At 55.1% G+C, this 26327-nt stretch carries 24 protein-coding genes and 1 pseudogene; 18 read left to right on the top strand and 7 right to left on the bottom strand.

Annotation, left to right across the window (positions count from 1 at the left end; all coding sequences use genetic code 11):
• Window positions 1-56 precede the first annotated feature (56 nt).
• Window positions 57-1655 carry an ABC transporter substrate-binding protein gene (locus QMG44_RS08135; RefSeq protein WP_025204114.1) on the top strand — a complete coding sequence of 533 codons (1599 nt, stop codon included), beginning with the start codon at window positions 57-59 and terminating at the stop codon, window positions 1653-1655.
• Between the two features lie 51 nt (window positions 1656-1706).
• Complete coding sequence (locus QMG44_RS08130) at window positions 1707-1940, top strand: YdcY family protein (protein WP_032680936.1); 234 nt, start codon at window positions 1707-1709, stop codon at window positions 1938-1940.
• 14 nt (window positions 1941-1954) lie between these two features.
• Here QMG44_RS08130 and QMG44_RS08125 read toward each other — a convergent pair whose 3' ends face one another.
• A complete protein-coding gene (locus QMG44_RS08125; RefSeq protein ID WP_020884027.1) occupies window positions 1955-2404 on the bottom strand; it encodes a DMT family transporter in 450 nt (149 codons plus the stop codon).
• Window positions 2401-2919: a GNAT family N-acetyltransferase gene (locus tag QMG44_RS08120; RefSeq protein ID WP_020884028.1), complete on the bottom strand. Its 519-nt coding sequence runs from the start codon at window positions 2917-2919 to the stop codon at window positions 2401-2403. The genes QMG44_RS08125 and QMG44_RS08120 overlap by 4 nt, the downstream gene beginning before the upstream one ends.
• Window positions 2920-3069: 150 nt before the next feature.
• Between QMG44_RS08120 and QMG44_RS08115 the strand changes: the two genes are divergently transcribed.
• The 3 genes from QMG44_RS08115 (at window position 3070) to QMG44_RS08105 (ending at window position 5674) form a co-directional block, all read left to right on the top strand.
• Window positions 3070-3645 (top strand): helix-turn-helix domain-containing protein, encoded by a 576-nt coding sequence (locus QMG44_RS08115; RefSeq protein ID WP_014170255.1) that lies wholly within the window; start codon window positions 3070-3072, stop codon window positions 3643-3645.
• Window positions 3646-3710: 65 nt separating this feature from the next.
• Window positions 3711-4751, top strand: coding sequence for an NADP-dependent oxidoreductase (locus QMG44_RS08110; RefSeq protein ID WP_044868082.1), 1041 nt, complete (start codon window positions 3711-3713; stop codon window positions 4749-4751).
• A gap of 254 nt (window positions 4752-5005) precedes the next feature.
• Entirely contained in the window at window positions 5006-5674 is a 669-nt protein-coding gene (locus QMG44_RS08105) for a GntR family transcriptional regulator (RefSeq protein WP_020884031.1), read from the top strand.
• Window positions 5675-5807: 133 nt separating this feature from the next.
• Here the strand turns inward: QMG44_RS08105 and pqqU are convergent, their stop codons facing one another.
• Window positions 5808-7922 (bottom strand): TonB-dependent receptor PqqU, encoded by a 2115-nt coding sequence (pqqU, locus tag QMG44_RS08100; protein WP_086532472.1) that lies wholly within the window; start codon window positions 7920-7922, stop codon window positions 5808-5810.
• Between the two features lie 241 nt (window positions 7923-8163).
• Here pqqU and QMG44_RS08095 point away from each other — a divergent pair, with 241 nt between their 5' ends.
• Window positions 8164-9225 carry a YncE family protein gene (locus QMG44_RS08095; RefSeq protein WP_020884033.1) on the top strand — a complete coding sequence of 354 codons (1062 nt, stop codon included), beginning with the start codon at window positions 8164-8166 and terminating at the stop codon, window positions 9223-9225.
• A 71-nt stretch (window positions 9226-9296) separates the two neighbouring features.
• Here the strand turns inward: QMG44_RS08095 and ansP are convergent, their stop codons facing one another.
• Together ansP and QMG44_RS08085 are read right to left on the bottom strand one after the other, a co-directional pair.
• Window positions 9297-10793, bottom strand: coding sequence for an L-asparagine permease (gene ansP / locus QMG44_RS08090; protein ID WP_020884034.1), 1497 nt, complete (start codon window positions 10791-10793; stop codon window positions 9297-9299).
• A 347-nt stretch (window positions 10794-11140) separates the two neighbouring features.
• Window positions 11141-12676 carry a PAS domain-containing methyl-accepting chemotaxis protein gene (locus tag QMG44_RS08085; protein WP_086532473.1) on the bottom strand — a complete coding sequence of 512 codons (1536 nt, stop codon included), beginning with the start codon at window positions 12674-12676 and terminating at the stop codon, window positions 11141-11143.
• A gap of 341 nt (window positions 12677-13017) precedes the next feature.
• On the opposite strand from QMG44_RS08085, the gene QMG44_RS08080 reads away from it, so the two are divergent.
• The 10 genes and pseudogenes from QMG44_RS08080 to pptA all read left to right on the top strand — a co-directional run bounded on the left by QMG44_RS08080 (window position 13018) and on the right by pptA (window position 22102).
• On the top strand, window positions 13018-13557 hold the full coding sequence (locus tag QMG44_RS08080) for an AAA family ATPase (protein WP_025204120.1): 540 nt from the start codon (window positions 13018-13020) through the stop codon (window positions 13555-13557).
• A 110-nt stretch (window positions 13558-13667) separates the two neighbouring features.
• Window positions 13668-14687 (top strand): LLM class flavin-dependent oxidoreductase, encoded by a 1020-nt coding sequence (locus QMG44_RS08075; RefSeq protein ID WP_032678238.1) that lies wholly within the window; start codon window positions 13668-13670, stop codon window positions 14685-14687.
• Window positions 14666-15787 carry an amidohydrolase gene (locus tag QMG44_RS08070; RefSeq protein WP_086532474.1) on the top strand — a complete coding sequence of 374 codons (1122 nt, stop codon included), beginning with the start codon at window positions 14666-14668 and terminating at the stop codon, window positions 15785-15787. Before QMG44_RS08075 ends, QMG44_RS08070 begins: the two co-directional genes overlap by 22 nt.
• A 16-nt stretch (window positions 15788-15803) precedes the next feature.
• A pseudogene (locus tag QMG44_RS08065) lies at window positions 15804-18067 on the top strand (NtaA/DmoA family FMN-dependent monooxygenase).
• Between the two features lie 9 nt (window positions 18068-18076).
• Window positions 18077-18586, top strand: coding sequence for a GNAT family N-acetyltransferase (locus tag QMG44_RS08060; protein ID WP_020884041.1), 510 nt, complete (start codon window positions 18077-18079; stop codon window positions 18584-18586).
• Between the two features lie 9 nt (window positions 18587-18595).
• A complete protein-coding gene (locus QMG44_RS08055) occupies window positions 18596-19522 on the top strand; it encodes an amino acid ABC transporter permease (RefSeq protein WP_020884042.1) in 927 nt (308 codons plus the stop codon).
• The gene (locus QMG44_RS08050) at window positions 19506-20279 is read left to right on the top strand and encodes an amino acid ABC transporter ATP-binding protein (protein ID WP_063156458.1); all 774 of its coding nucleotides are present in this window, start codon (window positions 19506-19508) and stop codon (window positions 20277-20279) included. Before QMG44_RS08055 ends, QMG44_RS08050 begins: the two co-directional genes overlap by 17 nt.
• A 9-nt stretch (window positions 20280-20288) precedes the next feature.
• Window positions 20289-21176 carry a transporter substrate-binding domain-containing protein gene (locus QMG44_RS08045; RefSeq protein ID WP_020884043.1) on the top strand — a complete coding sequence of 296 codons (888 nt, stop codon included), beginning with the start codon at window positions 20289-20291 and terminating at the stop codon, window positions 21174-21176.
• A 40-nt stretch (window positions 21177-21216) separates the two neighbouring features.
• Entirely contained in the window at window positions 21217-21834 is a 618-nt protein-coding gene (locus tag QMG44_RS08040) for a glutathione S-transferase family protein (protein ID WP_086532475.1), read from the top strand.
• A gap of 37 nt (window positions 21835-21871) precedes the next feature.
• Window positions 21872-22102: a tautomerase PptA gene (gene pptA / locus QMG44_RS08035; RefSeq protein WP_020884045.1), complete on the top strand. Its 231-nt coding sequence runs from the start codon at window positions 21872-21874 to the stop codon at window positions 22100-22102.
• A 43-nt stretch (window positions 22103-22145) separates the two neighbouring features.
• Here pptA and QMG44_RS08030 read toward each other — a convergent pair whose 3' ends face one another.
• Window positions 22146-22445: a helix-turn-helix transcriptional regulator gene (locus QMG44_RS08030; RefSeq protein WP_086532476.1), complete on the bottom strand. Its 300-nt coding sequence runs from the start codon at window positions 22443-22445 to the stop codon at window positions 22146-22148.
• Window positions 22446-22605: 160 nt separating this feature from the next.
• Between QMG44_RS08030 and fusA the strand changes: the two genes are divergently transcribed.
• On the top strand, window positions 22606-24705 hold the full coding sequence (gene fusA / locus QMG44_RS08025; RefSeq protein ID WP_020884046.1) for an elongation factor G: 2100 nt from the start codon (window positions 22606-22608) through the stop codon (window positions 24703-24705).
• Between the two features lie 42 nt (window positions 24706-24747).
• Here fusA and QMG44_RS08020 read toward each other — a convergent pair whose 3' ends face one another.
• Entirely contained in the window at window positions 24748-25323 is a 576-nt protein-coding gene (locus tag QMG44_RS08020) for a flavin reductase family protein (protein WP_047955659.1), read from the bottom strand.
• Window positions 25324-25466: 143 nt separating this feature from the next.
• Here QMG44_RS08020 and nhoA point away from each other — a divergent pair, with 143 nt between their 5' ends.
• Window positions 25467-26312 carry an N-hydroxyarylamine O-acetyltransferase gene (gene nhoA, locus QMG44_RS08015; RefSeq protein WP_020884048.1) on the top strand — a complete coding sequence of 282 codons (846 nt, stop codon included), beginning with the start codon at window positions 25467-25469 and terminating at the stop codon, window positions 26310-26312.
• Window positions 26313-26327 lie beyond the last annotated feature (15 nt).

The following is a 26327-nucleotide window of genomic DNA, read 5'->3' as shown; positions in this document are numbered from 1 at the left end:
ATAGCGGCTGTGCTGTTATTACAGTCCAATATAATAAAACTGCCAGGGTTATAACCATGTCTACAGGGAAAACGCTGCTCGCCCTCGCGCTGAGCACTCTCTTACCAGCAGGTGCCGCATGGGCGGCGAATAATGACACCATCATTTATTGCTCTGAAGCATCACCGGAGTCTTTCAACCCGCAGATCGCCAGCTCGGGCCCGTCATTCGTGGCCAGCTCTCAGGTCCTGTATAACCGCCTGATCAATTTCGACCCGGTGAAAAACACCCCGGTACCGTCGCTGGCAGAGTCCTGGACAATTTCCCCGGACGGTAAGACTTATACCTTTACGCTGCGTAAAGGGGTCAAGTTCAACAGCAATAAATATTTCAAGCCGACCCGTGATTTTAATGCGGATGACGTTATTTTTTCCGTCATGCGTCAGAAAGACCCTAAGCATCCTTATCACAATGTCTCGCAAGGTAATTACGAATACTTTAATGACGTAGGCCTGGACAAGCTGATTCAGGACGTCAAAAAGGTTGATGATTATCACGTGCAGTTTACACTGAGCGAACCAAACGCCGCATTCCTTGCTGACTGGGGGATGGATTTCGCCTCTATTCTTTCCGCTGAATACGCTGACGCGATGCTGAAAAAAGGGACGCCTGAGAATGTCGATACCTGGCCGATTGGTACCGGGCCGTACGTTCTGCAGCAGTACAAAGTGGATTCGCTGATCCGCTACGTCGCTAACCCGAACTACTGGGAAGGTGCGGTTCCGACGAAACATCTTATTTTCTCCATCACGCCAAACGTAGAAACGCGTCTGGCGAAGCTGCAGACCAACGAATGCCAGATTATTCCTGCGCCGTCACCGGTTCAGTTTGATGTTATTAACAAAAATAAAGACCTGAAGCTGCACGCCGTGGAGGCGTTGAACGTGGGGTATCTGGCGTTCAATACCGAGAAAAAACCGTTTGATAACGTGCTGGTGCGTCAGGCCCTGAACTATGCGACGGACAAAAAAGCCATCGTGAATGCGGTCTTTATGGGTTCCGGTACGGTGGCGAAATCACCCATTCCGCCGAATATGCTGGGCTTTAATAACGATCTGAAGGACTACAGCTACGATCCTGAAAAAGCGAAAGCTTTGTTGAAACAGGCCGGTCTGGAGAAGGGCGCGGACGTGACGCTGTGGTCAATGCCTGTGCAGCGTCCGTATAACCCTAACTCGAAGCGTATTGCGGAGATGATCCAGAGCGACTGGGCAAAAGTCGGCGTGAAGGCCAAAATTGTCTCTTACGAGTGGGGCGAGTATCTCTCCGGTATGCGTAAAGGGGAGCATGATTCCGCGCTGTTTGGCTGGATGTCCGATAACGGCGACCCGGATAACTTTGCTGATGTACTGCTGGGATGCGACAGCATCAAAACTGGATCGAACGCCGCGCGCTGGTGCGATAAGGGGTATGATGATCTGGTCAAGAAAGCCAAACTGACCAGCAACCCTGGTGAGCGTGCGAAACTCTACAGCCAGGCGCAGGAGATCTTCTATGCTCAGGCACCGTGGATTGCGCTGGCGAACGGCAAAACGTTCTACGCCACCCGTAGCAACGTAACGGGGTACAGCGTGAGCCTGATGGGCAGCGATTTCTCCAAAGCGAAACTGAACTGACATTTTTCCCGGCAGGCACCGCGCCTGCCGGGCATCTGGCAAGGAGTGACAATGTCACATTTAAATGAAGTTATCGCCCGTGTCGATACCGCCATCGAAGCGGGAGTGATTAGCCGAATGAATGAGCTGCTGATCGAACTGAGCGACGACGCAGCGTTAAGCCGTGAAGATCGCTACAGTCAGCAGCAGCGTCTGCGCACCGCGATTGCACATCACGGAAAGCAACATAAAGAAGAGATGGACGCCCGTCAGGAATTGCTGACCAAAGGCGGTACGATACTGTAGCGGTGAGCCGGGGGTCAGAACTGGCGTCTCGCGACCAGCCACGCCCCGACCACCAGCATTACGGCACCGCACACCGGGCCAATCAGCGCGCGCAAGGGGATGCCATTGCTTCTGAGTACATCCATTACCAGCCCGCCAATCAACTGGCTTGCCACCAGCACGGCGATGGTTGTCGCTGCGCCAACATTTTGATAGCCGCTGATACTGGCAAAAACAAAAAACGACCCTAACAGCCCCGGGATCAACGTCCACCAGCGGATCGTTGAGGCCAGCTCGCTAAATCCGGCGAAGCCCTGTTTTAGCAGCAGAATGCTGACAAACAGCACAATGCCAACCAGCGAATTCAGCAGCATCGCGATAAGAATGGTCGAGGAGGACTGAGAGATGCGCACCATTAAGGTGTTTTGCACCACCAGGCCAATTCCCGCCGCCACCAGAAAAGCCAGCGTCAGAGACTGATTCATGAGATAGCGTCCGGATCGCTGCGCTCATCAAGCTGCAACTGCATAAAGGTCAGATCCAGCCAGCGGCCAAACTTGGTGCCCACCTGCGGCATCTGGCCGGTGGTCACAAAACCGAGCGTCTCATGAAGATGAATAGAGGCCTGGTTTTGCGCCTCAATGCCCGCCACCATGACGTGTTTGCCGAGGGTCCGCGCTTCAATAATCAGCGCGTTCATCAGCGTGCGGCCAATACCTTTGCCCTGATGATCCGGATGAACGTAGACAGAATGCTCTACCGTATGCCGGAAACCGTCAAAGGCGCGCCAGTCGCCAAACGAGGCGTAGCCTGTGATAACGCCATTCTCTTCACTCACCAACACCGGGTAGCCTGCGAGGGCACGCGCCTCAAACCAGGCAATGCGGTTATCCGTATCGACGGTTTTATCATTCCAGATCGCGGCAGTATGCAGCACCGCGTGGTTGTAAATCTCCCCAATAGCGGCGCAGTCTTCTTTGCAGGCATGACGAACGATCATGTTTGAACCTCTGAGTGTGTTGTTCACTATAGTATTACGTTATGAGTACGATATTACACAACTGTACAGACGGATGGCTATGACATAAGCCAGATTTTTTTGTTATCAAAACCGCGTTGAAATGCCGTTCATACACTATAGTATGACGTCATGAATACTATGGCAGACACAATGAATCAAAGGATTAGCGCGCGAATTCGCCTTGAACGCGAGTCGCGAGGATGGTCATTAAGCGAGCTTGCTGACCGGGCCGGCGTCTCGCGCGCCATGATCCACAAGATAGAGCGCGGGGACAGCAGCCCGACGGCGACCTTGCTCGCGCGGTTATCCGGCGCGTTTGGCATCAGCATGTCAACGCTGATCGCCAGGGCCGAAATGCAGGAAGGAAAGCTGCTGCGTCTGGAAAACCAGCCCGTCTGGCGTGACCCTCAGACACACTACCTCCGCCGCCACGTTTCACCCCGCACCGATCTGCCCATCGATCTTGTTCAGGTTGAGTTGCCGGCGGGAAGCGATGTCCCTATGCCCGCCTCGTCGTATGCGCTGGCGCGCCAGCTTATCTGGCTGCAGTCTGGCGAACTGGTTTTCCAGGAGGGCGATACCCGTCATGAAATGCACGCCGGTGATTGCCTGGAGCTGGGGCCGCCCAACGACTGCCGGTTCATTAATGAGACGAATGAAACCTGTATCTATCTGGTTGTGCGGCTTAACCAGTCTGGCTCGTAAAGTTAAAGCGTTTACGCCGATCATGAGCCAGGCTCTAATGACATTTGTACCAGAAGGAGTTCCTGATGAATCAATCTGTTTCGCAAAATCGCCGCTGGGTTCTGGCTTCTCGTCCGCACGGTGCGCCGGTCGCGGAGAATTTTCGTCTGGAAGAGCAGCCTGTTCCTGAACCTCAGGCAGGACAGCTTTTGCTGCGCACGGTCTGGCTGTCGCTTGATCCTTACATGCGTGGCCGCATGAGTGATGCACCTTCCTATTCACCGCCAGTGGAAATTGGGGCGGTCATGGTGGGGGGAACGGTCAGCCGCGTGGAGCAGTCAAATCATCCGGACTATACGCCGGGTGAGTGGGTGCTGGGCTACAGCGGCTGGCAGGAGTATGAAATTTCAGACGGCAGCGGCCTGGTGAAACTGGGCGAAAATATTTCTCACCCCTCGTGGGCGCTGGGCATTCTGGGTATGCCAGGGTTTACCGCCTATATGGGGCTACTGGACATCGGCCAGCCTAAAGCCGGTGAAACGCTGGTGGTTGCGGCGGCGACGGGGCCGGTTGGTGCGACGGTCGGGCAGATCGGTAAAATCAAAGGTTGCCGGGTGATCGGCGTTGCCGGTGGCGCAGAAAAATGCCGCCATGCCGTCGAGGTGCTCGGGTTTGACCAGTGCCTGGATCACCATGCCGATGACTTCGCGGCCCAGCTGGAAAAGGCCTGCCCGAAAGGGATTGATGTCTATTATGAAAACGTCGGCGGGAAAGTCTTTGACGCCGTGTTGCCCTTACTGAACACCTCGGCGCGCGTACCGGTATGTGGTCTGGTGAGCGGTTACAATGCGACGGGTCTGCCGGAAGGGCCTGATCGTTTGCCGTTATTGATGGCGACGATTCTGAAGAAACGGATTCGTATGCAGGGGTTTATCATCGCTCAGGATTACGGCCATCGCATCAAGGAGTTCCAGGATGAGATGGGGCGCTGGGTGCAGGAAGGCAAAATTCACTACCGTGAGCAGGTCACAGACGGCCTGGAGAATGCGCCTGAGGCGCTGATTGGCCTTCTTGAAGGAAAAAACTTCGGCAAAGTCGTGATTCGCGTCGCGGGTGACAATAAATAATCTAAAATATGGCGGGGTTTCCCGCCATATTTATTTGTGAAGATACGATATATTGTCTTTAATTAACTGGACATGGCTTTTCGCGCCTTCCGTTCAGATGAGCACGAAAACGAAAAAAAATAAATTTTGCATTTCTTGACATTTTTACAGACTTCCCATCACCAGGCATGACGATACAGGATATATCGGAACAGCGTCGTTTATAAAAAACGGCGTTTAAAAATAGCATTAAGTATTAGCTACAGGAATTGAACATGCTTGATTTGGACCATTTAGAAAAAGCGCAAAGGATCAGTCTTACCATGCAAGTCGAACTCAGTTTGAAAGGCGCGTTAATTACAGGTTCACTGAAACCTGGCGCTCGACTGATTACCAAAGAAATTGCTGATAAATTAGGAACCAGTATTACCCCGGTTCGCGAGGCGCTTTTGCGTCTGGTGTCGTCTGGGGCATTACACGCCACACCGGCGCAGGCGTTCCTGGTTCCTGAGGTCACGCTTGAGCGTTATAACGAGATTAACGCCATCAGAAAACAGCTTGAGCCTATGGCGGTAGCTGCCGCCTGTCAGCATATGACGGAAAATAAGCTGGAGGTGTTGCGCAAGCTATCAGAGACATTCCATGAAGCCATGCGCAACGGGCACGTTCAGCAGGCGCTGCATGCTAACCGCATCTTTCGGTTTACGCTTTATCAGTACGCGGAAATGCCGACACTCAGCGCCTTAATTGAGCAGCTATGGGTGCGTATTGGACCTTGCATGAACTATCTGCATCAGGAGCTTAACGACATCAAGGTGTCGACTTATCACTACGCCGAGCTCCTGTCCGCGCTTGAGCGAAGAGATGTTGATGGCAGTCAGAAGGCGATAGAGACGTTGATTGATGAAGCGAACACGCTTTTACAGCGACAATATTTTAACTGAGAGATTATTTAGCAGAGCGACTATATCCTGCCGCGAATTATATTCCTGGTTAAATACTCCTGATGGCTTATTGCCATCAGGAGCGTTATTCCATTTATAAAAATAATATTCAGCAAAAAAGAATGCTTTTTGCTTACTCGAAGCGATAAGAGACCGACAGACCTATGCCGTAGTTACGGCCCGGTGCAGGTTCGTAATAACGCCCGTTGGATTCATTCACGATAACCGATCCGACATACTCTTTATCGAACAGGTTATCGACGCGACCAAAGACGTCCATTCCCCAGTTACCGTAGTTGAATTTATACCCGGTATTCAGCCCAACCACCGTGTAGGACGGGGCTTTCGCCGTGTTCTCGTCATCCGCCATGATATCGCTCATGTAGCGCACATCCGATCCCGCATACCAGCCTTCTTCCGGCTGCCAGCCAAACGAGGCATAACCCATGTTGCGGGCAATGCCTGGCATACGGTTGCCGTTACAGTCGCCGGTGCTGCACACGTTGGTACGATAGGTGGCGTCCAGATAGGTCCACGCCATTTTCAGCTTCCAGTTCTCAGCAAACTGCTGATCCAGGGAAACTTCAACCCCCTGACGACGGGTTTTACCGGCGTTTTTATAGCTGGTACGACCGCCAGCGCTGGCATCGACGACAATCTCGTCATCCGTATCGGTGCGGAACAGCGCTGCCGTCAGCAGACCATTACCGATACGGGTTTTGCTGCCCACTTCATAGGTATTGTTGGTGGAAGGTTTCAGGCCAATGTTGAGGCCGCCCTGGTTATCCGCACGATAAGAGAGCTCATTGATGGTTGGCGTTTCAAACCCGCGACCTGCCGCAGCATAGAGATTCCACGCATCGGTCACGGCATATTTCACCGATCCGGCCGGGAGCCACTTGTGATAGCTTGCGTCACCGCTGTCGTCTCCGTTACCCGGGGTCACGTAATGGTCGTTGGAGTCAAACCAGACCGAGCTGTAACGGACGCCGGCATCCACGGAGAGTTTCTGCGTTAACTGCCAGCTGGTTTGCAGGTACGGGTCGACGTTCCACATCAGGTTACGTTCGTTACGACGTTTGTCGCCCTTGACGCCGTACTCCGGCACGCCGTTGTTCATCACGAAGTTCTCGTATCCGCGACGATCTTCGCTCATGTTTTCGTAGTTCAGACCGGTGGTAAAGGTGACCGGAACCAGCAGTTCGCCACGGTGCGTCCAGCGGGTATCAATCCCCTGGTAATGGCGCTGCATATCAATCACGCCGCCGGAGTGGGAAGGTCTCAGCTGAGGCTGATAAGGAATTGACTGGTACTGCGTCATTTCACGTTCGCCGGCGTACATCATGACGCTGAGATCGTCCTGGGTGCTGAGCTGACGATCGTAGCGCAGGCCAGCCTGGGTCTGCTTGATGGTCTTGCGCGTATTGTATTGATCGCCACGCGGAGACTGGCGAGGGTTGTCATGCCACTCCTGGGCACTCAGTCCACCCGGATCGTTAGCTTTCATGTCCACGCTGTTGAAAATCAGCGTCAGCTTACTCACGTCATCAATACGAACACCCAGTTTAGCGTTGGCGAGATTCTTCCGCGCGCCGCTGTGGTCGCGATAACCTTTGGTCGTGAAACGGGTAGTGGACACGGTGTAGTCCACATCCCCGGCATGCGTCCCGTCACCCATCGCGCCGGTGGCTTTCATTCCATAGCGCCAGGTACCGTAACTGCCGTAATAGCTGCTGGCTTCGATGGTCGGCGGCTGCTGCCCGGTCTGGGTCGTCATGTTAATCACACCGCCGGAGGCGTTGCCATAAAGGGCAGAGAAGGGTCCGCGCAGCACTTCTACGCTGTCCACGCTGGAGAGATCGATATTGGAGGTTTGTCCCTGTCCATCCGGCATGGTTGCCGGAATACCGTCGACATACATACGGATACCGCGCACGCCGAAGGTTGAGCGGGCACCAAACCCACGCATCGAAAGCTGGAGATCCTGAGCGTAATTCTGGCGGTTCTGGATCTGCAGCCCCGGCACGCTGCCAAGAGATTCAGACAGGTTAATGCGTGGCGCAGCATGACGCATATCATCGCCATTCACGACGCTGACCGCCGCCGGGGTATCGAGCTCCGAGACGGTTTGCGGTGTGGCGCTGACGATCATGGTCTGTTCATCGGCACTCATCGCAGTGAGAGGCGCAGAGATAACAGGAACCAGCAGCAGTGGAAGCGTTGCCTTACGGGCAGAAATGATTTTCATGAAATAGACCGGTTATGGAAAAAACGTACCAAATGGAACATGTCCATATATGTTAAATCTTTTGTAAATCTTTTGAAAACTATAACCGCACATTGCGTTAATGAAAGGCCGGGAAGGAAAGAAAAACTCCACATTTAACTCATAAATGATTACTATTCTCATTATCAGAACGGCAATGCCATGACGTTGCCTGCCGGAAGTGATGTCAGCAGTAAACCCTGTGTTCAAAAAAGGAATTGTTATGTCTTTACGTCATCTGTGCTCGCCGCGCCTGAGTATGTCTCTGCTGTCAGGGGCGTTACTGTTTGCCGGAACCTTCCAGGTTCATGCTGCCGAAGAGATGTTGCGCAAAGCGGTCGGGAAAGGCGCATATGAAATGGCCGTGAGCCAGCAGGAGAATGCGCTGTGGGTCGCGACATCGCAGAGCCGCAAAACGGACAAAGGCGGGATTGTCTATCGCCTTGACCCGGTCACGCTGGACGTGACGCAGGTCATTCATAACGATCTCAAACCATTCGGTGCCACCCTTGATAATGCCACCCAGACGCTGTGGTTTGGTAACACCATCAACGGCGCGGTAACCGCGATTGATGCCAAAACGGGTGAGGTGAAAGGGCGACTGGTGCTGGATAACCGTCAGCGCAGTGAAACCGTCAAACCGCTGCAGCCGCGCCAACTGGTGGCCGATGACAGCACAAACACGGTTTACATCACCGGCGTAGGCCAGGAGAGCGCGATTTGGGTGGTGGATGGTGCAACGCTGAAGCTGAAAGAGACCATCGGCAGCACCGGTAAATTCAGTACCGGCCTGGCGCTGGATGCGAAGGCAAAACGTCTTTACACCACCAATGCTGATGGCGAACTGGTGACGATTGATACGGCAACCCACAAAATCCTCAGCCGTAAAAAAGTGCAGGACGACGGTAAGGAGCATTTCTACCTGAATCTGAGCCTGGATACCGCCGGACAGCGTGCGTTCTTAACCGACTCAAAGCAGCCGGAAGTGCTGGTGGTGAATCTGAAGGACGGCAGCGTCATCAAGAAAATTGCCGTGCCTGAATCGCTGGCCGTTCTGTTTAACCCGGCACGCAACGAAGCGTATGTGACGCACCGTGAAGCGGGTAAGGTGAGCGTAATCGACGCGAAAACCTACAACGTTACCAAAACCTTCGACACCCCGGTCTACCCGAACAGTCTGGCGCTCTCTGCGGATGGCAAAACCCTGTATGTGACGGTAAAACAAAAATCGACCCGTCAGCAGGAAGCCACCCAGCCTGATGACGTGATTCGTATCACGCTCTAAGTTTCGCTCCTCAACACAAAGAAAAAGGGAAGGCGCAATGCCTTCCCTTTGTATTAACCAGCAGGTCGATATTAACGCGACGTCTCTTCAACCAGCGGGGCGTCGTGTTTGGCATCATCAGGATGAACCGGCGCCGTGCTGTGAATTTCTTGTACGCGTTTACGCACGCCAAACCAGCCGGCAATCAGCAATACGGCCAGCAGAGGAATGGTGGCGATCGTGTAGGTACCGTTAGGGTAATCAAACGCCATCAGCACCAGCACGCTGAACAGGAAAAGCAAAGTGAGCCAGGAGGTCACCGGTGCGCCCGGCAGCTTAAAGCTGACTTCAGCGGCTTTGCCTTCTTTGATCGCTTTGCGCAGACGCATCTGGCAGACCACGATAAAGGCCCAGGAGGCGATGATGCCGAGCGCGGCAACGTTCAGCACGATTTCGAATACCTGAGACGGTACCAGGTAGTTCAGGAACACGCCGAAGACATACACCACCAGCGTCGCCAGGATGCCCGCGTAAGGCACATGCTGACGGCTCATCTTCGACATGAATTTCGGCGCCGAGCCGCCCATCGACATGGAGCGCAGGATACGACCGGTGGAGTAAAGACCCGAGTTCAGACTGGAGAGCGCAGCCGTCAGCACCACGATATTCATGATGCTGCCAACATAAGGCACGCCCAGTTTAGAGAAGAAGGTCACAAACGGGCTTTGACCCGCCTGATAGGCGTTCCACGGCAGCAGCAGAACCAGCAGCACCACGGAACCAACATAAAAGAGACCGATACGCCAGATAACGCTGTTAATGGCTTTAGGTACCATGGTCTGTGGGTCTTTACATTCACCCGCCGCGGTGCCGACCAGCTCAATGGACGCGAACGCGAACACCACACCCTGAACCAGCACCAGCGCAGGCAGCAGGCCATGCGGGAAGAAACCGCCGTTATCGGTGATCAGGTGGAAACCGGTGGCATTGCCATCGAGCGGTTTACCGCTACCGAGGAACACTGTACCCACGACCAGGAACACCACGATGGCCAGCACCTTTACCAGTGCGAACCAGAACTCCATCTCCGCGAACCACTTCACGCCGATCATGTTCATGGTGCCGACAATGGCCAGTGCGCCCAGCGCAAACACCCATTGTGGCACATCACCAAACGCGCCCCAGTAGTGCATGTAAAGCGCGACGGCGGTGATATCGACAATACCGGTCATTGCCCAGTTGACGAAGTACATCCATCCAGCAACGTAGGCCGCTTTTTCACCGAGGAATTCACGGGCGTAAGAGACAAAACTGCCGCTGGAAGGGCGATGCAGTACCAGTTCGCCCAATGCACGAAGAATGAAGAAAGAGAAGATCCCGCACACCAGATAGACCAGGGCGAGAGCCGGGCCAGCCATCTGCAGACGAGCGCCAGCACCTAAAAACAGACCCGTTCCGATAGCGCCGCCGATGGCGATCATTTGAACCTGACGGTTGCCCATCGCTTTGTGGTAGCCCTCTTCATGGGAGTTTAACCAGCGACGTTTAGCAGCGTGATGATCGGCTGCGCTTTTATTGCTTGTTTTCATTGAGTTACCTGTTTGCCTGTCTGAACCATTATCGTGATAGTCCTGCCTGGCAGAGTGCAATACAAACGATTGCTTCTGCGCAAACACATGTTGCCTTCCCAGTCATTCTGCGTATGGATAAGGCGAAACATGGCGAGGCATCCTACCTGCAATTCATAAGCGACGCAAAATATAACCGTGCCGAAAGTGATGCACGTCGAAGGAAATCGTGTGGTCAGAGCAGACGGGGATCACAACACGCTGAATAGCGGTGAGTTTTTAGACAAATCCATTAATGAAGTGGTGCTTTAATCATCAGTTTCGCTTAATGATTGCGCAAAGCAACCAGCGCATAACGGCGCCTTTGCTCAACCGCCAAAAACGGCAATCGCCTGTTGCAGACGGGTCGTGCGCTGCGTCAGATGGTGTGCGGCGTCCGTCACGTTATCCACCATACCGGTATTATTTTGGGTCATTGTACCGATGCGGGAGATGGACGCGTTAATCAGGGTCAGCGCCTGCGTTTGCTCCTGCGTGGCGTGGCCTATCTCCTTAATCAGAGAAGACATCTCCATGACATTGCCAATCATCACCGTGAGCTGCGATTCAGTTTGCTCGACCTTCTCCGCGCCGGCGTTCACGCTGGAAACGTTTTTCTCTATAAGCGTTTTGATCTCTTTGGCCGCGATGGCAGAGTGCTGGGCAAGGTTGCGGACTTCGGCCGCCACGACCGCAAAACCGCGGCCGGCATCACCCGCACGCGCCGCTTCAACGGCCGCGTTCAGCGCCAGAATATTGGTCTGGAAGGCGATACGATCGATGACGCTGATGATGTCGACGATCTGGCTGTTATCCTGCGACACGGACTGCATCATGCCGATAGTCTCTTTCATCATTGCTTCACCGCGGTGAGCGCTGGTGCGGGTGCGATCTGCCATCAGGATCGCGTCTTTCGCCGTTTCAGCCGTCTGCTGAACCGCGCTGGCAATTTCTTCCACGGCTGAGGCCGTTTGCTGCAGAAAGTCTGCGGTTTCTTCGGTACGTGTCTGTAACGCCATACCTTCTTTCGCCACCTGCTGGCTGATTGTACTTATACCGCTGATTTGCGCACCGACATCGTCCACCAGCGAATGGAGGTTCAGACCCGACTGATTCACCATGCGCATCATCAGGCCGATTTCATCGACGCGGTCAAAATGGTAATAGTCCGCTTTACGTCCTGAAACCACCCGCTGCATTTGCTGGACAATGGATTTAACCGGCTTTGCAATTTGCGCATGAAGATAAACGGCCAGGGCAATAAATAGCAGAGCCAGACCTACAGTCTCAACAATACGATCGGCAAATATAAACAGCTGCAGACAGGCGAGCAGGGCGGTTATCGCAATACCAAGATGGATCCTTTTACTGGTGCTGAGGCGTTTAAACAGCGACGTAAAAGAGAACAGACCGTGGCGAACAAACAGGCCTTTATAAAAGCGGTGATGTTTTAATTCATTATTGCGCACTTTCTCATACCGTTTTTCACTGACAGCAATCTCTTCACGCGAAGGAATATTCCGCACAGAAATATAGCCGGTTAACGTTTCATTCTGATAAACCGGGGTGACGTTTGCGCGCACCCAGTAGTGATCGCCGTTCTGGCGGCGGTTCTTGACTAGCCCCGTCCAGGTCTCACCCTGTTGCAGGGTAAACCACATGTCGCCAAACGCCTCGGCAGGCATGTCGGGATGGCGAATAAGATTATGCGGCTCACCGAGAAGACTCTCTTCTTTATAGCCGCTGGCGTCAATAAAGGCAGAGTTCGCATAGGTAATATGGCTGTGCGTATTGGTGGTCGACATGAGCGTCGAACCTTCGTTAAGTAAATACTCGTTTTGTGTAACGGGAGTGTTATTCCGCATCAGTAACCCCATGGTCATATATCAATAAAAAAGAGCCCGTTAAACATTCAGGCAAGATTGAAAGGTTTGTTTTTATTTTTACTGTCGGCATATTCTCTACGAAAGTTATGCGTTCCGGAATACCCTGTGTTTAGTATTTTTTATTTTTAAATTGCGTTCGATGTAATAAAAATGAAAATATTTATCGGTGCGTTTTTGTAGCACCCTGCAAATAAACGCCATAAGGCAAATTAAAAGCGGGAGATCACTCTTCGACGTAAACTGACCCGCCGAAATAGCGTTTCGTTAACAAGATGAAAACGCTATGCTTTAAGGGTTTTTCTTCAACAGGGGGCAGCAGGGTGAAAGTAAATGTAATTGGCACCAGCGGGAGTGGAAAAAGCACTCTGGCGAAGCGTATCGCCGCAGAACTGGATATTCCTTACATTGAAATGGACCGACTTTACTGGTGTCCGGACTGGCAGGGCACACCGGACGCTATCTTGCTGGAAAAACTGGAGACGACGCTAAAGGCGTCAGCGGAGTGGGTGCTTGATGGCAACTATAACCGTACGCGTCCTGTGAAATGGCGAGACGTGGATCGGGTGGTGTGGGTGGATTATGGGTTCGCCCGAACCCTGTATCAGGCTGTCACCCGAGCGTTCACGCGCGCCTGGCACAAACAGGAACTGTGGCCCGGTACGGGAAACTGTGAGAGTTTTCGTCGCTCATTCTTGAGCCGTGAGTCCATTATTATCTGGACAATCAAAACCTGGCGCAGCAACCGCGCACGTTATGCACGCGATATGGTAGACCCGCAATACGCCCATATTCATTTTGTCCGCATTACCCGCCGCAGTGAGGTGGAAAACCTCATTTCATCGCTTAAGTCACACGCGTAGCATGGATTTATATATCTGATTTCCGGCAAACCAAATGTAAATTAATTGTTTCTCAGAGGTGAAATACGCCTTTAATAATGACGACATGTTAAGTCAAACGAGAACGCAACATGTCCTGGCGAATCAGTATTCTGGATAAAAGCCCCATCGCTGAAAACGAAACGGCTGCCGATGCACTGGCGCGAACCCTGGCGCTGGCACAGCAGGCAGAAAATCTGGGCTATCACCGTTTCTGGATTGCCGAACACCACAACACGCCCCAGCTGGCCAGCCCTTCACCCGAACTGTTAATCGCCTGGATCCTCGGGCAAACCCGGCGTATCCGCGTGGGCTCTGGTGGCGTCATGCTCCAGCACTACAGCCCTTACAAAGTCGCAGAAAATTTCAACCTCCTGGCCGCGCTTGCTCCCGGACGCGTGGATCTGGGCGTCGGGAAAGCCCCAGGCGGCCTGCCGCTCTCCACCCGGGCGCTGCAACAGGGCCTTGATCAACAGCAAAAAGGCAGTTTTGCCGAACAGCTGACACAGCTTCATCACTGGATCCAGCCGGAAAATCAGTCGGTGGACGAGGCCGTTCGCGCGACGCCGCTGCCGCCGGTTCCGGCACAGGGGTTCCTGCTGGGGGCCAGTACCGAAAGCGCGCTGCTGGCCGCGAAACTTGACTGGCATTTTGTCTTTGCTGCTCACCTGAACGGGGATCCGGCGCTGCTGCGTGAAGTCATCACCACCTGGCGTAACCACAGCGCCCGGGATGCGATTGTGGCGGTGCAGGTCATCGTCGCTCAGTCGCAGGCTGAGGCGGAGGCACTGGCACAACAGGTTGAAGTCTGGGGCGTCGAACTGGCAAATGGGCAGCGCGTCACCGTGGCCAGCGAAGAGCAGGCCTATGCCTTTGCCCGACAGGCGGGCAGCGAGCCGGTGCGCATTGCCCGTCGGGCACAGTCGCTGCTGGCGGGAACAGCCGAATCGGTGCTGGAACAGTTGAACGCCCTGCACGAAAAATGGGGCATTGATGAATTCATTATTGATACGCCCGTTGCGGATGGCGTAACGCGACTACAGTCCCTGCGTCTGCTGGCGCAGGCGAAGCTTAACAAGGAGGTCGCCGTATGCGTTTTGACGAACAACTGATTGCCTGGCGCCGGGAACTGCACCAGAACCCGGAGCTGTCCGGCCAGGAGGTCGAAACGACCGCTCGCCTGCGTCAGTGGCTGACGAAGGCTGGCATTACGCCGCTGCCTTATGCGCTTCAGACCGGCGTGGTGGCCGAAATTGGCACCGGGAAAAAGCTGATCGCGCTGCGGGCCGATATTGACGCCTTGCCCATTGAAGAGCGCAGCGGCGTGCCGTTTAGCTCACAGCGTGCGGGGGTGATGCATGCCTGCGGACACGATATTCATACCAGTGTGATCCTCGGGGCGGCGTTAAAACTTAAAGAGCGTGAAGCGTCTTTAAACGGGCGCGTGCGGATCCTTTTTCAGCCGGCTGAAGAGAACTTTGGCGGCGCGAAAAGTATGGTGCGGGCCGGTGCCTTACGAGATGTCAGTGTCATCTTCGGGATGCATAACGAGCCGGGGCTGCCGGTCGGGGAATTTGCCACCCGCGGTGGACCGTTCTACGCCAACGTCGACCGGTTTGTTATCCGAATTACCGGTAAAGGCGCGCATGCTGCACGTCCGCATGAAGGTAACGACGCCATCGTGCTGGCGAGCCAGCTGGTAACGGCGTTGCAGAGCGTTGCCAGCCGCAACGTCAACACGCTTGATTCCGTGGTGCTGAGCGTCACGCGCATTACCGGGGGCAATACCTGGAACGTCCTGCCGGAAAGCGTTGAGATGGAAGGCACGCTTCGTACCCACCGCGTGGAAGTGCAGCAGAATGTGAAAGCACGCGTCGGCGAAATTGCCGCCGGGTTTGCCAGCGCGTTTAGCGCGCAGATCGACATCACCTGGTACGCCGGGCCTACCGCGCTGGTCAATGACGCGCACTGGGCCGAATTTGCCACCGCCGTCGCCAGAGAATCTGGGTATGAAACGCAGCACGCCGAGCTGCATATGGGCGGGGAAGATTTCGCGGTGTATCTGCAGCAGATCCCCGGGGCGTTTGTCAGCATTGGCAGCGCCAGTCCGTTCGGTTTACATCACCCGGCCTTCAACCCGGATGAAGCATTAATTGAGCCCGCTGCCCGCTATTTTGCACAGCTTGCGGAAAAAGCCCTGCAACACGTTTAATTCTGAAGAGGTGAATATGTCTGCAACCCGACAATTGCGGCTGGGAACCATTTTGCATGGTGCTTCCGGAAATATGTCTGCCTGGCGCCATCCGGCGGCGGTCGCCGATGCCAGCATTAATTTTGATTTTGTAAAAGCCACGGCGTTAAAAGCCGAAGAGGGGAAGCTTGATTTTTTATTCGTCGCCGACGGCCTCTATATTAACGAGAAATCCATTCCGCATTTCTTAAACCGGTTTGAGCCGTTAACGGTCTTGTCCGCACTGGCAAGTCTGACCTCGCGCCTCGGTCTGGTCGGTACCTTATCGACCTCCTACAGCGAACCGTTTACCGTGGCGCGCCAGTTTGCCAGCCTGGATCATTTGAGCAACGGACGCGCAGGCTGGAACGTGGTGACCTCACCGCTGGAGGGGTCGGCGAAAAACTTCTCGCGCGAGAAACACCCTGAACATGCGCTGCGCTACCGGATAGCGGATGAATACCTCGACGTGGTGAAAGGACTCTGGGATTCCTGGGAGGGAGATGCCTTTGTGCGCGACAAAGAGAGCGGGCAGTTCTTTGACCCGGCAAAACTGCATACGCTTGATCACCACGGCGATTTCTTCCAGGTGGCCGGTCCGCTCAATATTGGCCGCACGCCGCAGGGACGCCCGATTGTTTTTCAGGCAGGTGCATCGGATGACGGAAAAAAACTGGCCGCGAAACATGCTGACGCCATTTTTACCCATCATGAAACGTTAGAGGAAGCCAAAGCGTTTTATCGCGACGTGAAACACCAGCTTGAATCGAATGGCCGCAGGGCATCGGACTTACATATTTTTCAGGGCGTCAGCGTGATTGTTGGCAAGGATGCGGAGGACGTGGAGAACCAGTATCAGACAACCGCGGCTCTGGTGTCGATTAACGATGCCCTGAATTACCTCGGCCGTTATTTCGAACATCACGATTTCAGCCAGTACCCGCTCGACGAGCCGTTCCCGGACATCGGTGAACTGGGTAAAAACAGTTTTCGCAGCACGACCGATGAAATTAAGCGTAATGCTCGCGAACGCAACTTAACCCTGCGTCAGGTTGCACTCGAAGCGGCATCCCCGCGCCCGCGCTTTTCCGGTACGCCGGAGGAGGTGGCAGACGGTCTGCAGGGCTGGTTTGAGGCATTCGCCGCGGACGGCTTCATTATTCAGGGTGGAACGCCGGACACGTTCCCGCGTTTTGTTGACCAGGTTGTCCCGGTGTTACAGGCCCGCGGGTTATTCCGCACCGACTATCCCGGCACTACGCTGCGCGACAGTCTGGGTTTAGACGAACCGCAAAACCAGTTCACACAACAATAATAGAGAACCTCGCTATGCAGAAATCATCGCTTATTCTGGCGCTTGCGCTGGCCTTTTCCCCTGCCGTCTGGGCAGAGAATGTGAACATTAATGGCACTGGCGTGAGCCTGGAAGCCAACAAAACGCCCGTCAACACCGCCAAAAACAGCGACGCCATCGCGCAACTGCCGAAAGATTATCGCTTCGCCGTGCCGGGCAAATTCACCGTGGCGGTTGCCGCGCTTAACTCACCGCCGCTGACCGTTTTTTCCGACGACAATAAAACGCTGCTCGGAAGCGAGGTGGACGTTGCCCGTCTGGTGGCAGACAGCCTTGGGCTGGAGCTGAACGTGGTGCCAACCTCCTGGGAGGACTGGCCTCTCGGCGTCGCCTCCGGGAAATACGATGCGGCGATCAGCAACATCACCGTGACCAGAGAGCGCAAAGAGAAGTTTGATTTTGCCACTTACCGTAAAGATTCCCTCGGCTTCTATGTGAAATCGACCAGCCCGATTACCTCGCTGCAGAAGGCGGAGGACATCGCCGGGCTGCGCATCATCGTAGGTTCCGGGACCAACCAGGAGGCTATCCTGCTGGCGTGGAATGCGCAGAACGTGAAGAAAGGCCTGAAGCCGTTTACCCCGATCTACACCAAAGACGATGCATCACAAACCCTGTCTCTCCAGTCAGGCCGCGCAGATGCGTTCTTTGGCCCGAACGTGACTGGCGCATGGAAAGCGGCGCTGACCGGGAAAACGAAACGGGTTGGGATTGTCGACGGCGGCTGGCCGAAGGCGGCGCACATTGCGGTGACGCTGAAAAAAGGCAGCGGCCTGGTCGAGCCGGTACAGACCGCACTTAACGGGGTCATCAAAAACGGCGATTACGACAAAGTGCTGAACCGCTGGGGGGAAGGGGTAGAACGCATCCCTCAATCAGAAGTGAACCCGGCAGGACTGGGTGACTAAGGAGGCGCTATGCGCGAGCAATTTCGGGACGTGTCACCGGAAGACGCCGATCTTCAGCCCATTATCGACGGATTATTCGGTGAATATGCCGCCCGCTATGGCGATTACTTCTCTAAAGACGCGGAAGTGGAGCTCACGGAGTGGTACCTGGCCCCGCAGGGGCTGTTTATTGTCCTTGAGCGTGACGGCGACATCATCGCCACCGGCGCGTATAAACCGTTTGATGAACGCACCGCTGAAATCAAACGAATCTGGACGCACAAGGCGCTGCGTCAACAGGGGCTGGCGGCCCGCGTCGTCCAGGAGCTGGAGCGTCGGGCGGTACAGGCCGGTTACAGCCAGATCTACCTCACCACCGGTTTTCGTCAGCCGGAAGCGGTCAGGCTCTATATCAGCCAGGGCTATCAGCCGCAGTTCGATCTGAACCGCGATCCGGAAGAGTACAGCCAGCCGCCGTTTGATGGCCGGCTGCGTTTCACCAAAACGCTGATCAGTGAAGCGTTCAGTAAAACAGCATGAGGAATGACGATGAGCAACGTTGAAACCATTAAGGTTGTCCCGGCGCGTTATCCGCTGCGGACTGTCGGTGCCGTGGTGGCGCTGTTTGTGCTTGCGGTGGTCATTCAGTCCGTGGCCTTTAACCCGCGCTGGGAGTGGTCTGTCTTTGCCCGCTGGTTCTTTGATCCGGTTATCCTTGAAGGCGTAGGACAGACATTGCTGTTGACCCTGATCGGCACTGCGCTGAGCGTGGTCATCGGCGGCCTGCTGGCGCTGGCGAGGCTCTCTTCATCCTGGCTGCTGAGCAGCCTGGCCTGGGGGTATATCTGGCTGTTTCGTTCGTTGCCGCTGATTGTGGTTCTGATCATTCTCTATAACTTTTCCTATCTCTACGACACGCTCTCGCTCGGCGTACCCTTCACCGCCATTACCTGGGGTCGCTTTGAAACCATCAACGTGCTGGGACAGTTTTCCACCGCCGTGGTGGGGCTGACGCTGGTTCAGAGCGCGTATACCGCCGAGATCATTCGCGGCGGTTTTCTGGGGGTGGATCATGGTCAGTATGAAGCGGCGGCGGCACTCGGTCTGCCAGCCTGGCGTCGCACGGTGCGTATCATTTTGCCGCAGGCGCTGCGCACGATTCTGCCGTCCGGATTTAATGAAATTATCAGTCTCGCGAAAGGCACGGCGATGGTGTATGTCCTGGCGATGCCGGAACTCTTCTATACCATTCAGATGATCTATAACCGCACGCAGGAGGTGATCCCGCTGCTGATGGTCGGTGCGGTCTGGTATCTGGTGATTACCACCGTGTTGTCTGCCATTCAGCATGTTGTGGAGCGCGGGCTTGCCCGCAGCGAACGCCGTTCAGCCGTTAATCAAAACCGGGTAGCCAGTCGCGTCCGTTCCGTATCCACCGCATCAGTACAGGAGCCCGTCCATGCAAACCTCTCCTGAAGGGCATATTTCGATTACCGGCGTCAGTAAGTTTTTTGGCCGCCATAAAGCGCTTGATAACGTCTCGCTGGAGATCCCGCCCGGATCGGTAACGGTGATCCTCGGGCCTTCCGGATCGGGTAAATCGACGCTTCTGCGCACCATTAACCATCTGGAACGCGTCGACGAAGGGTTTATCCAGATTGACGGTGATTACATCGGTTACCGCCGTCAGGGTGACAAACTCTACGAGCTGAAAGAGAAAGAGATCCTCAAACAGCGCGTCAATGTGGGCTATGTCTTCCAGAACTTTAATCTCTTTCCGCATCTCACGGTGCTGGAAAACCTGATTGAAGCGCCCATCGCCCATAAAAAACTGAGTAAGAAAGAAGCCATTGAAAGGGCATACAGCCTGCTGGATGTGGTCGGGCTGCGCGATAAAGCCGACGCCTGGTCGCGCCATCTCTCCGGTGGCCAACAGCAGCGTATTGCCATTGCCCGCGCGCTGGCGTTACGTCCCCGGGTAATGCTGTTTGATGAGCCCACTTCAGCGCTCGACCCGGAACTGGTTGGCGAAGTGCTGGATGTGATTAAAAAGCTCGCCCGCTCGGGTACCACGCTGGTGGTGGTCACCCACGAGATCGGCTTTGCCCGGGAAGTGGCGGATCAGGTGGTCTTTATGGTCGACGGCAAAATTGTGGAGCAGGGTAGCAGTGACGACGTATTAACCCGTCCGTCGCACCCGCGAACGCGCCAGTTCCTGTCAAAAGTGCTGTAAGGAGCGCAGATGAAATATGCTTTTCTGGCCGGTCTGGCTTTTACGACCGCGAGCCATGCGGGTATCGATTTACACGCCAACGAGCAGCCGCTGCCGGTGACGGTAGATCGGCAGGCCGTCGCGAAGATCCCCGCGAACTATAAATTTGTTGAGCCGGGCACGCTCACGGTAGCGATCTCAGCGCTCAACTCTCCACCGCTGGCGCTGCTTGCCAGCGATAACCGGACGCGGATTGGCAGCGATCCGGATATTGCCCGCTTGCTGGCGGGCAGTCTGGGGTTAAAGCTGAAGCTGGTTCCCACGGCCTGGGAAGACTGGCCGCTGGGGATCAGCTCCGGACGCTATGACGTGGCGCTGGTGAATATTGCGGTGACCGAACAGCGAAAAGAGAAATTTGATTTTGCGACCTATCGCGTCGACTCGCTGGCGTTTTCCGTGAAATCCACCAGCGCGGTCCAGGCGATTAACAGCGCAAAAGATCTGGCAGGCAAAAAGGTGATTGTCGGTTCCGGGACCAATCAGGAGCGCATTCTGCTGGGCTGGAATGAAGAGAACAAAAAAGCCGGTCGTGCGCCTGCGCTGCCGGTCTATCTGACCGATGATGCTTCCGGCAACCTTTATATTCAGTCCGGCAGGGCGGATGTGTTCTTCGGGCCTCAATCCGTATCCGCCTATAAAGCGGCGTTGACCGGCAAAACGCGCGTAGTGGGGCTCGGGCCGAAGAGAGCCTATGTCGCCACGACGACCAAAAAAGGCAATGGGCTGGTTTATGCTTTGCAGGCTGCGCTGGAGGGCGCTATTACGCGTGGAGAGTACCAGCGGGTGCTGGCACGCTGGGGAGAAGAGGGCGAAGCGGTGACGCAATCCGACGTGAACCCGCCTGGGATAACCTATTAGTCATGTCTACACTTAGGGTTTTCATCCCGGAGGGGGCAACATGATGAAACTCTATGGCGTACCCGGCTGGGGATCGGCAATCAGTGAAGTGATGCTGACTCTGGCAGACATCCCTTATCAATTTATCAACGTGGACGGGTTCGACCAGCCCGGCCCGCAACGTGAGTTGCTGAAAGCACGCAATCCGCTGTGTCAGGTACCCACGCTGGAACTGGAAAACGGGGCGATCATGACCGAAACGGCGGCGATTGCGCTGATGGTGCTGGACAGATGTTCCGATCTTGCGCCTGCCGTCGGCCAGGCTGAGCGGCAGCAGTTTCAGCGGTTGCTCATCTGGTTTGTTGCGAACGTTTATCCCACCTTTACCTACGCTGACTACCCCGAACGCTGGGTGCCGGATGCGCCGGAGCAGTTGAAAAACAGCTGTATTGAGTACCGAAAATCACTCTATCTGTGGTTTGACAGCCAGCTCAGTGCCACCCCTTTTGCGCTCGGGGAACGGCTGACGCTGCTTGACGTCTACATCACGGTTGCACGCACCTGGGGGCCTCGCCATGCATGGTTTGCGGCGAATACGCCGAAGATAACGGCGATTGCGGATACCGTGTGCCAGCTGCCGGAACTGCACAAGGTGTTAAAGGCAAACGAGATAATCTGATAACGTGGAACTCACATTCATAACTGGAAGCCTGCATATGCCACACGTAGATATCAAATGTTTTCCCCGTGATTTGAACGACGACCAAAAAACCGCGCTGGCGGCGGATATTGCCGAGGTGATTACCCGTCATCTGAACAGTAAAGATCGCTCTATTTCGGTCGCCCTGAATGAAGTGCAGGAAGCCGACTGGAAAGCGCAGGTCTGGGATACCGAAATTGAACCCAACCTGGATCACTTAATTAAGAAACCCGGCTATTCAATGTGAGAGAGGGTCGGGCGGCGCGGAGTCGCCCGACACGACACACGCGTTACGTCGTCTGCAGCAATATTGCCATCAGCCCCGGAAAGCGGGCATCAAGATCGTCCCTGCGCAGTGAAATCATATTTTCTCGTCCCTGCGGGCGCTGCCAAATCACGCCGCTGTCGCGCAGCACGCGCCAGTGATGGGTCATCGTCGATTTCACCACCTCGTCCGGGCGCAGCGCGTTACAGCTCAGTTCGCTGCCATCGGCCAGCCTGCGGATAATCGACAGCCGTAGCGGGTTACCGAGGGCAAAAAGCACATTTTCCAGCAGTATTTGTTCAGTTTCAGGGTGGTTCGGGATCATCGTTTTCCTGCGTCTGGTGTCAGATTGAGCTATATCAACAATAGGTCAACCGTAAAAAAATAGTTCGATAATACTCGTACAATAGGACTATTATAGCAAACGAACGAACACGCGACCATCCCGGTCGTCACAACGCAGTCTTAATGACTAAGGAAATATTATGCCCCGACCCATCCCTCTCGAACGTTATCGCAACATCGGTATCTCCGCGCATATCGATGCCGGTAAAACGACCACCACCGAGCGCATCCTGTTTTATACCGGTATGAGCCACAAACTGGGTGAAGTACACGATGGCGCGGCAACTACCGACTGGATGGCACAGGAGCAAGAGCGCGGGATAACCATTACCTCTGCGGCAGTCAGCTGTTTCTGGCCAGGTATGGACCGGGGCTTTGAACCGCACCGGATCAACATTATCGACACCCCGGGCCACGTGGATTTCACCATTGAGGTGGAACGTTCCATGCGTGTACTCGACGGCGCTGTCATGGTGTATGACTCCGTCGGTGGCGTGCAGCCGCAGTCGGAAACCGTCTGGCGTCAGGCGAACAAATATCATGTCCCGCGGCTGGCCTTCGTCAATAAAATGGACCGCCCGGGTGCGGACTTCTTCCGCGTCGTGCGAATGATGCAGGAGCGTCTGAAAGCGAATCCGGTCCCGATTGTTATTCCGGTGGGGGCAGAAGAACACTTCACCGGCGTGGTGGATCTCATCAAAATGCGTACCATTTTGTGGGACGATGCCACCCAGGGCATGGTGTTTACCTATGCTCCTGTGCCGGATGACGTAGTGAGTACAGCGCAGGAATGGCGGGAAAAAATGGTCTCTGCGGCGGCGGAAGCCAGCGATGAGCTGATGGATAAATACCTGGAAACGGGTGATTTAGAGGAAGCGGAAATCATCAGGGGGCTGCGTATGCGGACCATCTCCGGTGAAATCCAGCCGATGCTGTGCGGCAGCGCGTTTAAAAATAAAGGCGTGCAACGCATGCTCGATGCGGTCATTGAACTGATGCCGTCGCCTCTGGACGTGCCCGCCATTGATGGTGTGGATGAGAATGGGCAGCATGCCGAGCGTCATCCAGACGACAACGAGCCGTTCTCCGCGCTGGCCTTTAAACTGATGAGCGACCCGTACGTCGGACAGCTGACCTTTATCCGCGTTTACTCTGGCGTGCTGCGCAAAGGCGACGCGGTGTACAACCCGGTGAAAGGGAAGAAAGAGCGAATTGGGCGCATCGTGCTGATGCATGCTAACGATCGCCACGAAGTGGATGAGCTGCGCGCGGGCGATATCGCGGCCTGCGTTGGGTTGAAAGATGTGACAACCGGTGACACGCTCACCGACCCGAATGCCGTCATCACGCTGGAACGGATGGAGTTTCCGGACCCGGTTATCTCGCTTGCGATCGAGCCGAAAACCAAAGGCGATCAGGAGAAAATGGGCATTGCATTGCAGCGCCTGGCAGCGGAAGACCCTTCGTTTCGTCTGCACACCGATGAAGAGTCCGGCCAGACAATTATCTCCGGGATGGGTGAGTTACATCTTGAGATTATCGTTGACCGCATGCGGCGTGAGTTCGGCGTTGAGGCGAACATTGGTCGCCCACAGGTCACGTACCGTGAAACCCTGCGTAAAGCGGTGAAGGATATCGAAGGGAAATTTGTCCGACAGTCCGGCGGTAAAGGGCAGTACGGCCATGTGGTGCTCAGTCTGGCGCCGTTAGAGCCCGGCAGTGGTTTTGTGTTTGAAGATGCCACCAAGGGCGGCGTTGTCCCGCGCGAGTATATTCCGTCTGTGGAGAAAGGCCTGCGCGAAGCCATGAACAGCGGTGTCCTGGCGGGGTATCCGGTTGTCGATGTGAAAGCGACCCTGACGTTTGGCTCCTATCACGAGGTCGACTCCTCGGAAATGGCGTTCCGCATGGCGGCGATCCTCGGCTTTAAAGAGGGCGCTCGCAAAGCGGACCCGGTGATTCTTGAACCGGTCATGCATGTCGAGGTGGAAACACCGGAAGAGTACGCCGGCAACATCATGGGCGATCTCTCTTCCCGCCGCGGCATGGTGCAGGGAATGGAAGAGCAGTACGGTAGTCAGATTATTCGCGCGGATGTGCCGCTGGCGGAGATGTTTGGCTATGCCACGACGCTGCGTTCGATGTCGCAAGGCCGCGCGACCTACACGATGGAATTCCATCATTTCGCGGAAGCACCGCGTAATGTTGCGGATGAAATTATTGCACGGCGCGCGAAGTAATTTAAAAGCCCTTTCCCTCGCGGAGAGGGCTTTTTTTATAGGCTATTTTTCCAGCGCCTTTATCATTTTCCCACTGGTCACAAACGTCCCGGCCCCCAGATGATGCAGGGTGTTCAGCTTATCGCCGTCAAACTGCCAGCGTCCGGCGACAAACGCGCGTTCATCTGCGGCTGCCGAAACAACCTCACCAAACAGCGTATCGTATTTTTCTGCGGCTGCGGTAACCGGGAGTAAACGACACTCCATCCACGCCAGGCATTTCTCTTCAATCACCGGCAGGCCGAGTACCGGACCTTGCACAACCGGGATCCCGTAGCAGTTGAACTTGTCTTCGTCGCGCCCGCTCACGCTGCCGACGGCATAAGCCCAGTTAGCCGCTGCCACGCCAGGGATGACAATGCCGAACTTCCCGCTGCGCTCAATCAGTTCACGCGACCAGGTGCTTTTGTCCACCACAATTGCGATACGCGGTGGCTCAAACTCTACCGGCATCGACCAGGCCGCAGCCATGACGTTACGACGGTCGATAGACTCATCGCGGCTGGTAATCAGTACCGTAGGGCCATGGTTCAGCAGACGGCTGGCATGCTTTAATTCAACGGGACGAAACGCGCTCATGAACATTCCTCTCAGCAGGTATGCTGGCATTAAACGTCTGATGGGTAGCCGAAATCAAGATGCACCCGCAAAAAGCACTTTTGCGCATATGGAGGCCGGAAAATAGTTTATAAACAGGGAACATCACATCATGGAAGCGAATCATGTCCCCATTTCTGAGTGCTTATTTTGCCCGTACGGGCTGGCAACAGCCTGTTCAGGTTGACATCGACACCCTGCGGGCGCTGCATCTACACCACAACTGCGCGATCCCTTTCGAGAATATTGACGTCGTGATGCCGCGCGAAATCCATCTGGAAGATCAGTGCCTGGTCGACAAACTGGTGACGGCGCGTCGTGGAGGCTATTGCTTTGAGCAGAACGGCCTGTTCGAACGCGTTTTGCGTGAAGTGGGCTTTACGGTTCGCAGCGTGCTGGGCCGCGTGGTCTTAGCCAGTCCGCCACAGATGCCGCCGCGTACGCATCGTCTGCTGCTGGTTGAACTCAACGGCGAGCGCTGGATTGCCGACGTCGGTTTTGGCGGACAGACCCTGACGGCGCCGATTCGTTTGCTCGCCAACGAGGAGCAGGAGACACCCCACGGGCTGTACCGTTTGCTGAGCGAGGGCAACGACTGGATCCTGCAGTTCAGCCACCACGATCACTGGCAGTCGATGTACCATTTTGATCTGACAACACAGTATTTCAGCGATTACGTGATGGGCAACTTCTGGTCGGCGCACTGGCCGCAATCCCATTTTCGCCACCATCTGTTGATGTGTCGCCATCTGCCTGACGGCGGAAAGCTGACCCTGACCAACTTTAACTTTACCCACTGGCAGAAGGGGCATGCGGAAGAGCAGGTCCATCTTCCCGACGCGAACGCGCTGTATCAGGTGATGCAGTCACGGTTTGGACTGGGCGTTGACGATCCCAAACACGGGTTTTCGCTGGACGCGCTGACGGCGGTGATGGCCGGGTTTGATACACATCCTCAGGCCGGGAAATAGAACGGTGGCGCTGCG

It is taken from the genome of Enterobacter sp. 200527-13, assembly GCF_027924865.1.
Taxonomy (GTDB): domain Bacteria; phylum Pseudomonadota; class Gammaproteobacteria; order Enterobacterales; family Enterobacteriaceae; genus Enterobacter; species Enterobacter ludwigii.
The sequence above is the reverse complement of the archived record's forward strand: the minus strand, read 5'-3'. Positions and strand labels throughout refer to the sequence as shown.

Coding starts and splice junctions, on each gene's coding strand:
- QMG44_RS08135 (WP_025204114.1), top strand. CDS start 57: ATGTCTACAGGGAAAACGCTGCTCGCCCTCGCGCTGAGCACTCTCTTA.
- QMG44_RS08130 (WP_032680936.1), top strand. CDS start 1,707: ATGTCACATTTAAATGAAGTTATCGCCCGTGTCGATACCGCCATCGAA.
- QMG44_RS08125 (WP_020884027.1), bottom strand. CDS start 2,404: ATGAATCAGTCTCTGACGCTGGCTTTTCTGGTGGCGGCGGGAATTGGC.
- QMG44_RS08120 (WP_020884028.1), bottom strand. CDS start 2,919: ATGATCGTTCGTCATGCCTGCAAAGAAGACTGCGCCGCTATTGGGGAG.
- QMG44_RS08115 (WP_014170255.1), top strand. CDS start 3,070: ATGAATACTATGGCAGACACAATGAATCAAAGGATTAGCGCGCGAATT.
- QMG44_RS08110 (WP_044868082.1), top strand. CDS start 3,711: ATGAATCAATCTGTTTCGCAAAATCGCCGCTGGGTTCTGGCTTCTCGT.
- QMG44_RS08105 (WP_020884031.1), top strand. CDS start 5,006: ATGCTTGATTTGGACCATTTAGAAAAAGCGCAAAGGATCAGTCTTACC.
- pqqU (WP_086532472.1), bottom strand. CDS start 7,922: ATGAAAATCATTTCTGCCCGTAAGGCAACGCTTCCACTGCTGCTGGTT.
- QMG44_RS08095 (WP_020884033.1), top strand. CDS start 8,164: ATGTCTTTACGTCATCTGTGCTCGCCGCGCCTGAGTATGTCTCTGCTG.
- ansP (WP_020884034.1), bottom strand. CDS start 10,793: ATGAAAACAAGCAATAAAAGCGCAGCCGATCATCACGCTGCTAAACGT.
- QMG44_RS08085 (WP_086532473.1), bottom strand. CDS start 12,676: ATGCGGAATAACACTCCCGTTACACAAAACGAGTATTTACTTAACGAA.
- QMG44_RS08075 (WP_032678238.1), top strand. CDS start 13,668: ATGTCCTGGCGAATCAGTATTCTGGATAAAAGCCCCATCGCTGAAAAC.
- QMG44_RS08070 (WP_086532474.1), top strand. CDS start 14,666: ATGCGTTTTGACGAACAACTGATTGCCTGGCGCCGGGAACTGCACCAG.
- QMG44_RS08060 (WP_020884041.1), top strand. CDS start 18,077: ATGCGCGAGCAATTTCGGGACGTGTCACCGGAAGACGCCGATCTTCAG.
- QMG44_RS08055 (WP_020884042.1), top strand. CDS start 18,596: ATGAGCAACGTTGAAACCATTAAGGTTGTCCCGGCGCGTTATCCGCTG.
- QMG44_RS08050 (WP_063156458.1), top strand. CDS start 19,506: ATGCAAACCTCTCCTGAAGGGCATATTTCGATTACCGGCGTCAGTAAG.
- QMG44_RS08045 (WP_020884043.1), top strand. CDS start 20,289: ATGAAATATGCTTTTCTGGCCGGTCTGGCTTTTACGACCGCGAGCCAT.
- QMG44_RS08040 (WP_086532475.1), top strand. CDS start 21,217: ATGATGAAACTCTATGGCGTACCCGGCTGGGGATCGGCAATCAGTGAA.
- pptA (WP_020884045.1), top strand. CDS start 21,872: ATGCCACACGTAGATATCAAATGTTTTCCCCGTGATTTGAACGACGAC.
- QMG44_RS08030 (WP_086532476.1), bottom strand. CDS start 22,445: ATGATCCCGAACCACCCTGAAACTGAACAAATACTGCTGGAAAATGTG.
- fusA (WP_020884046.1), top strand. CDS start 22,606: ATGCCCCGACCCATCCCTCTCGAACGTTATCGCAACATCGGTATCTCC.
- QMG44_RS08020 (WP_047955659.1), bottom strand. CDS start 25,323: ATGAGCGCGTTTCGTCCCGTTGAATTAAAGCATGCCAGCCGTCTGCTG.
- nhoA (WP_020884048.1), top strand. CDS start 25,467: ATGTCCCCATTTCTGAGTGCTTATTTTGCCCGTACGGGCTGGCAACAG.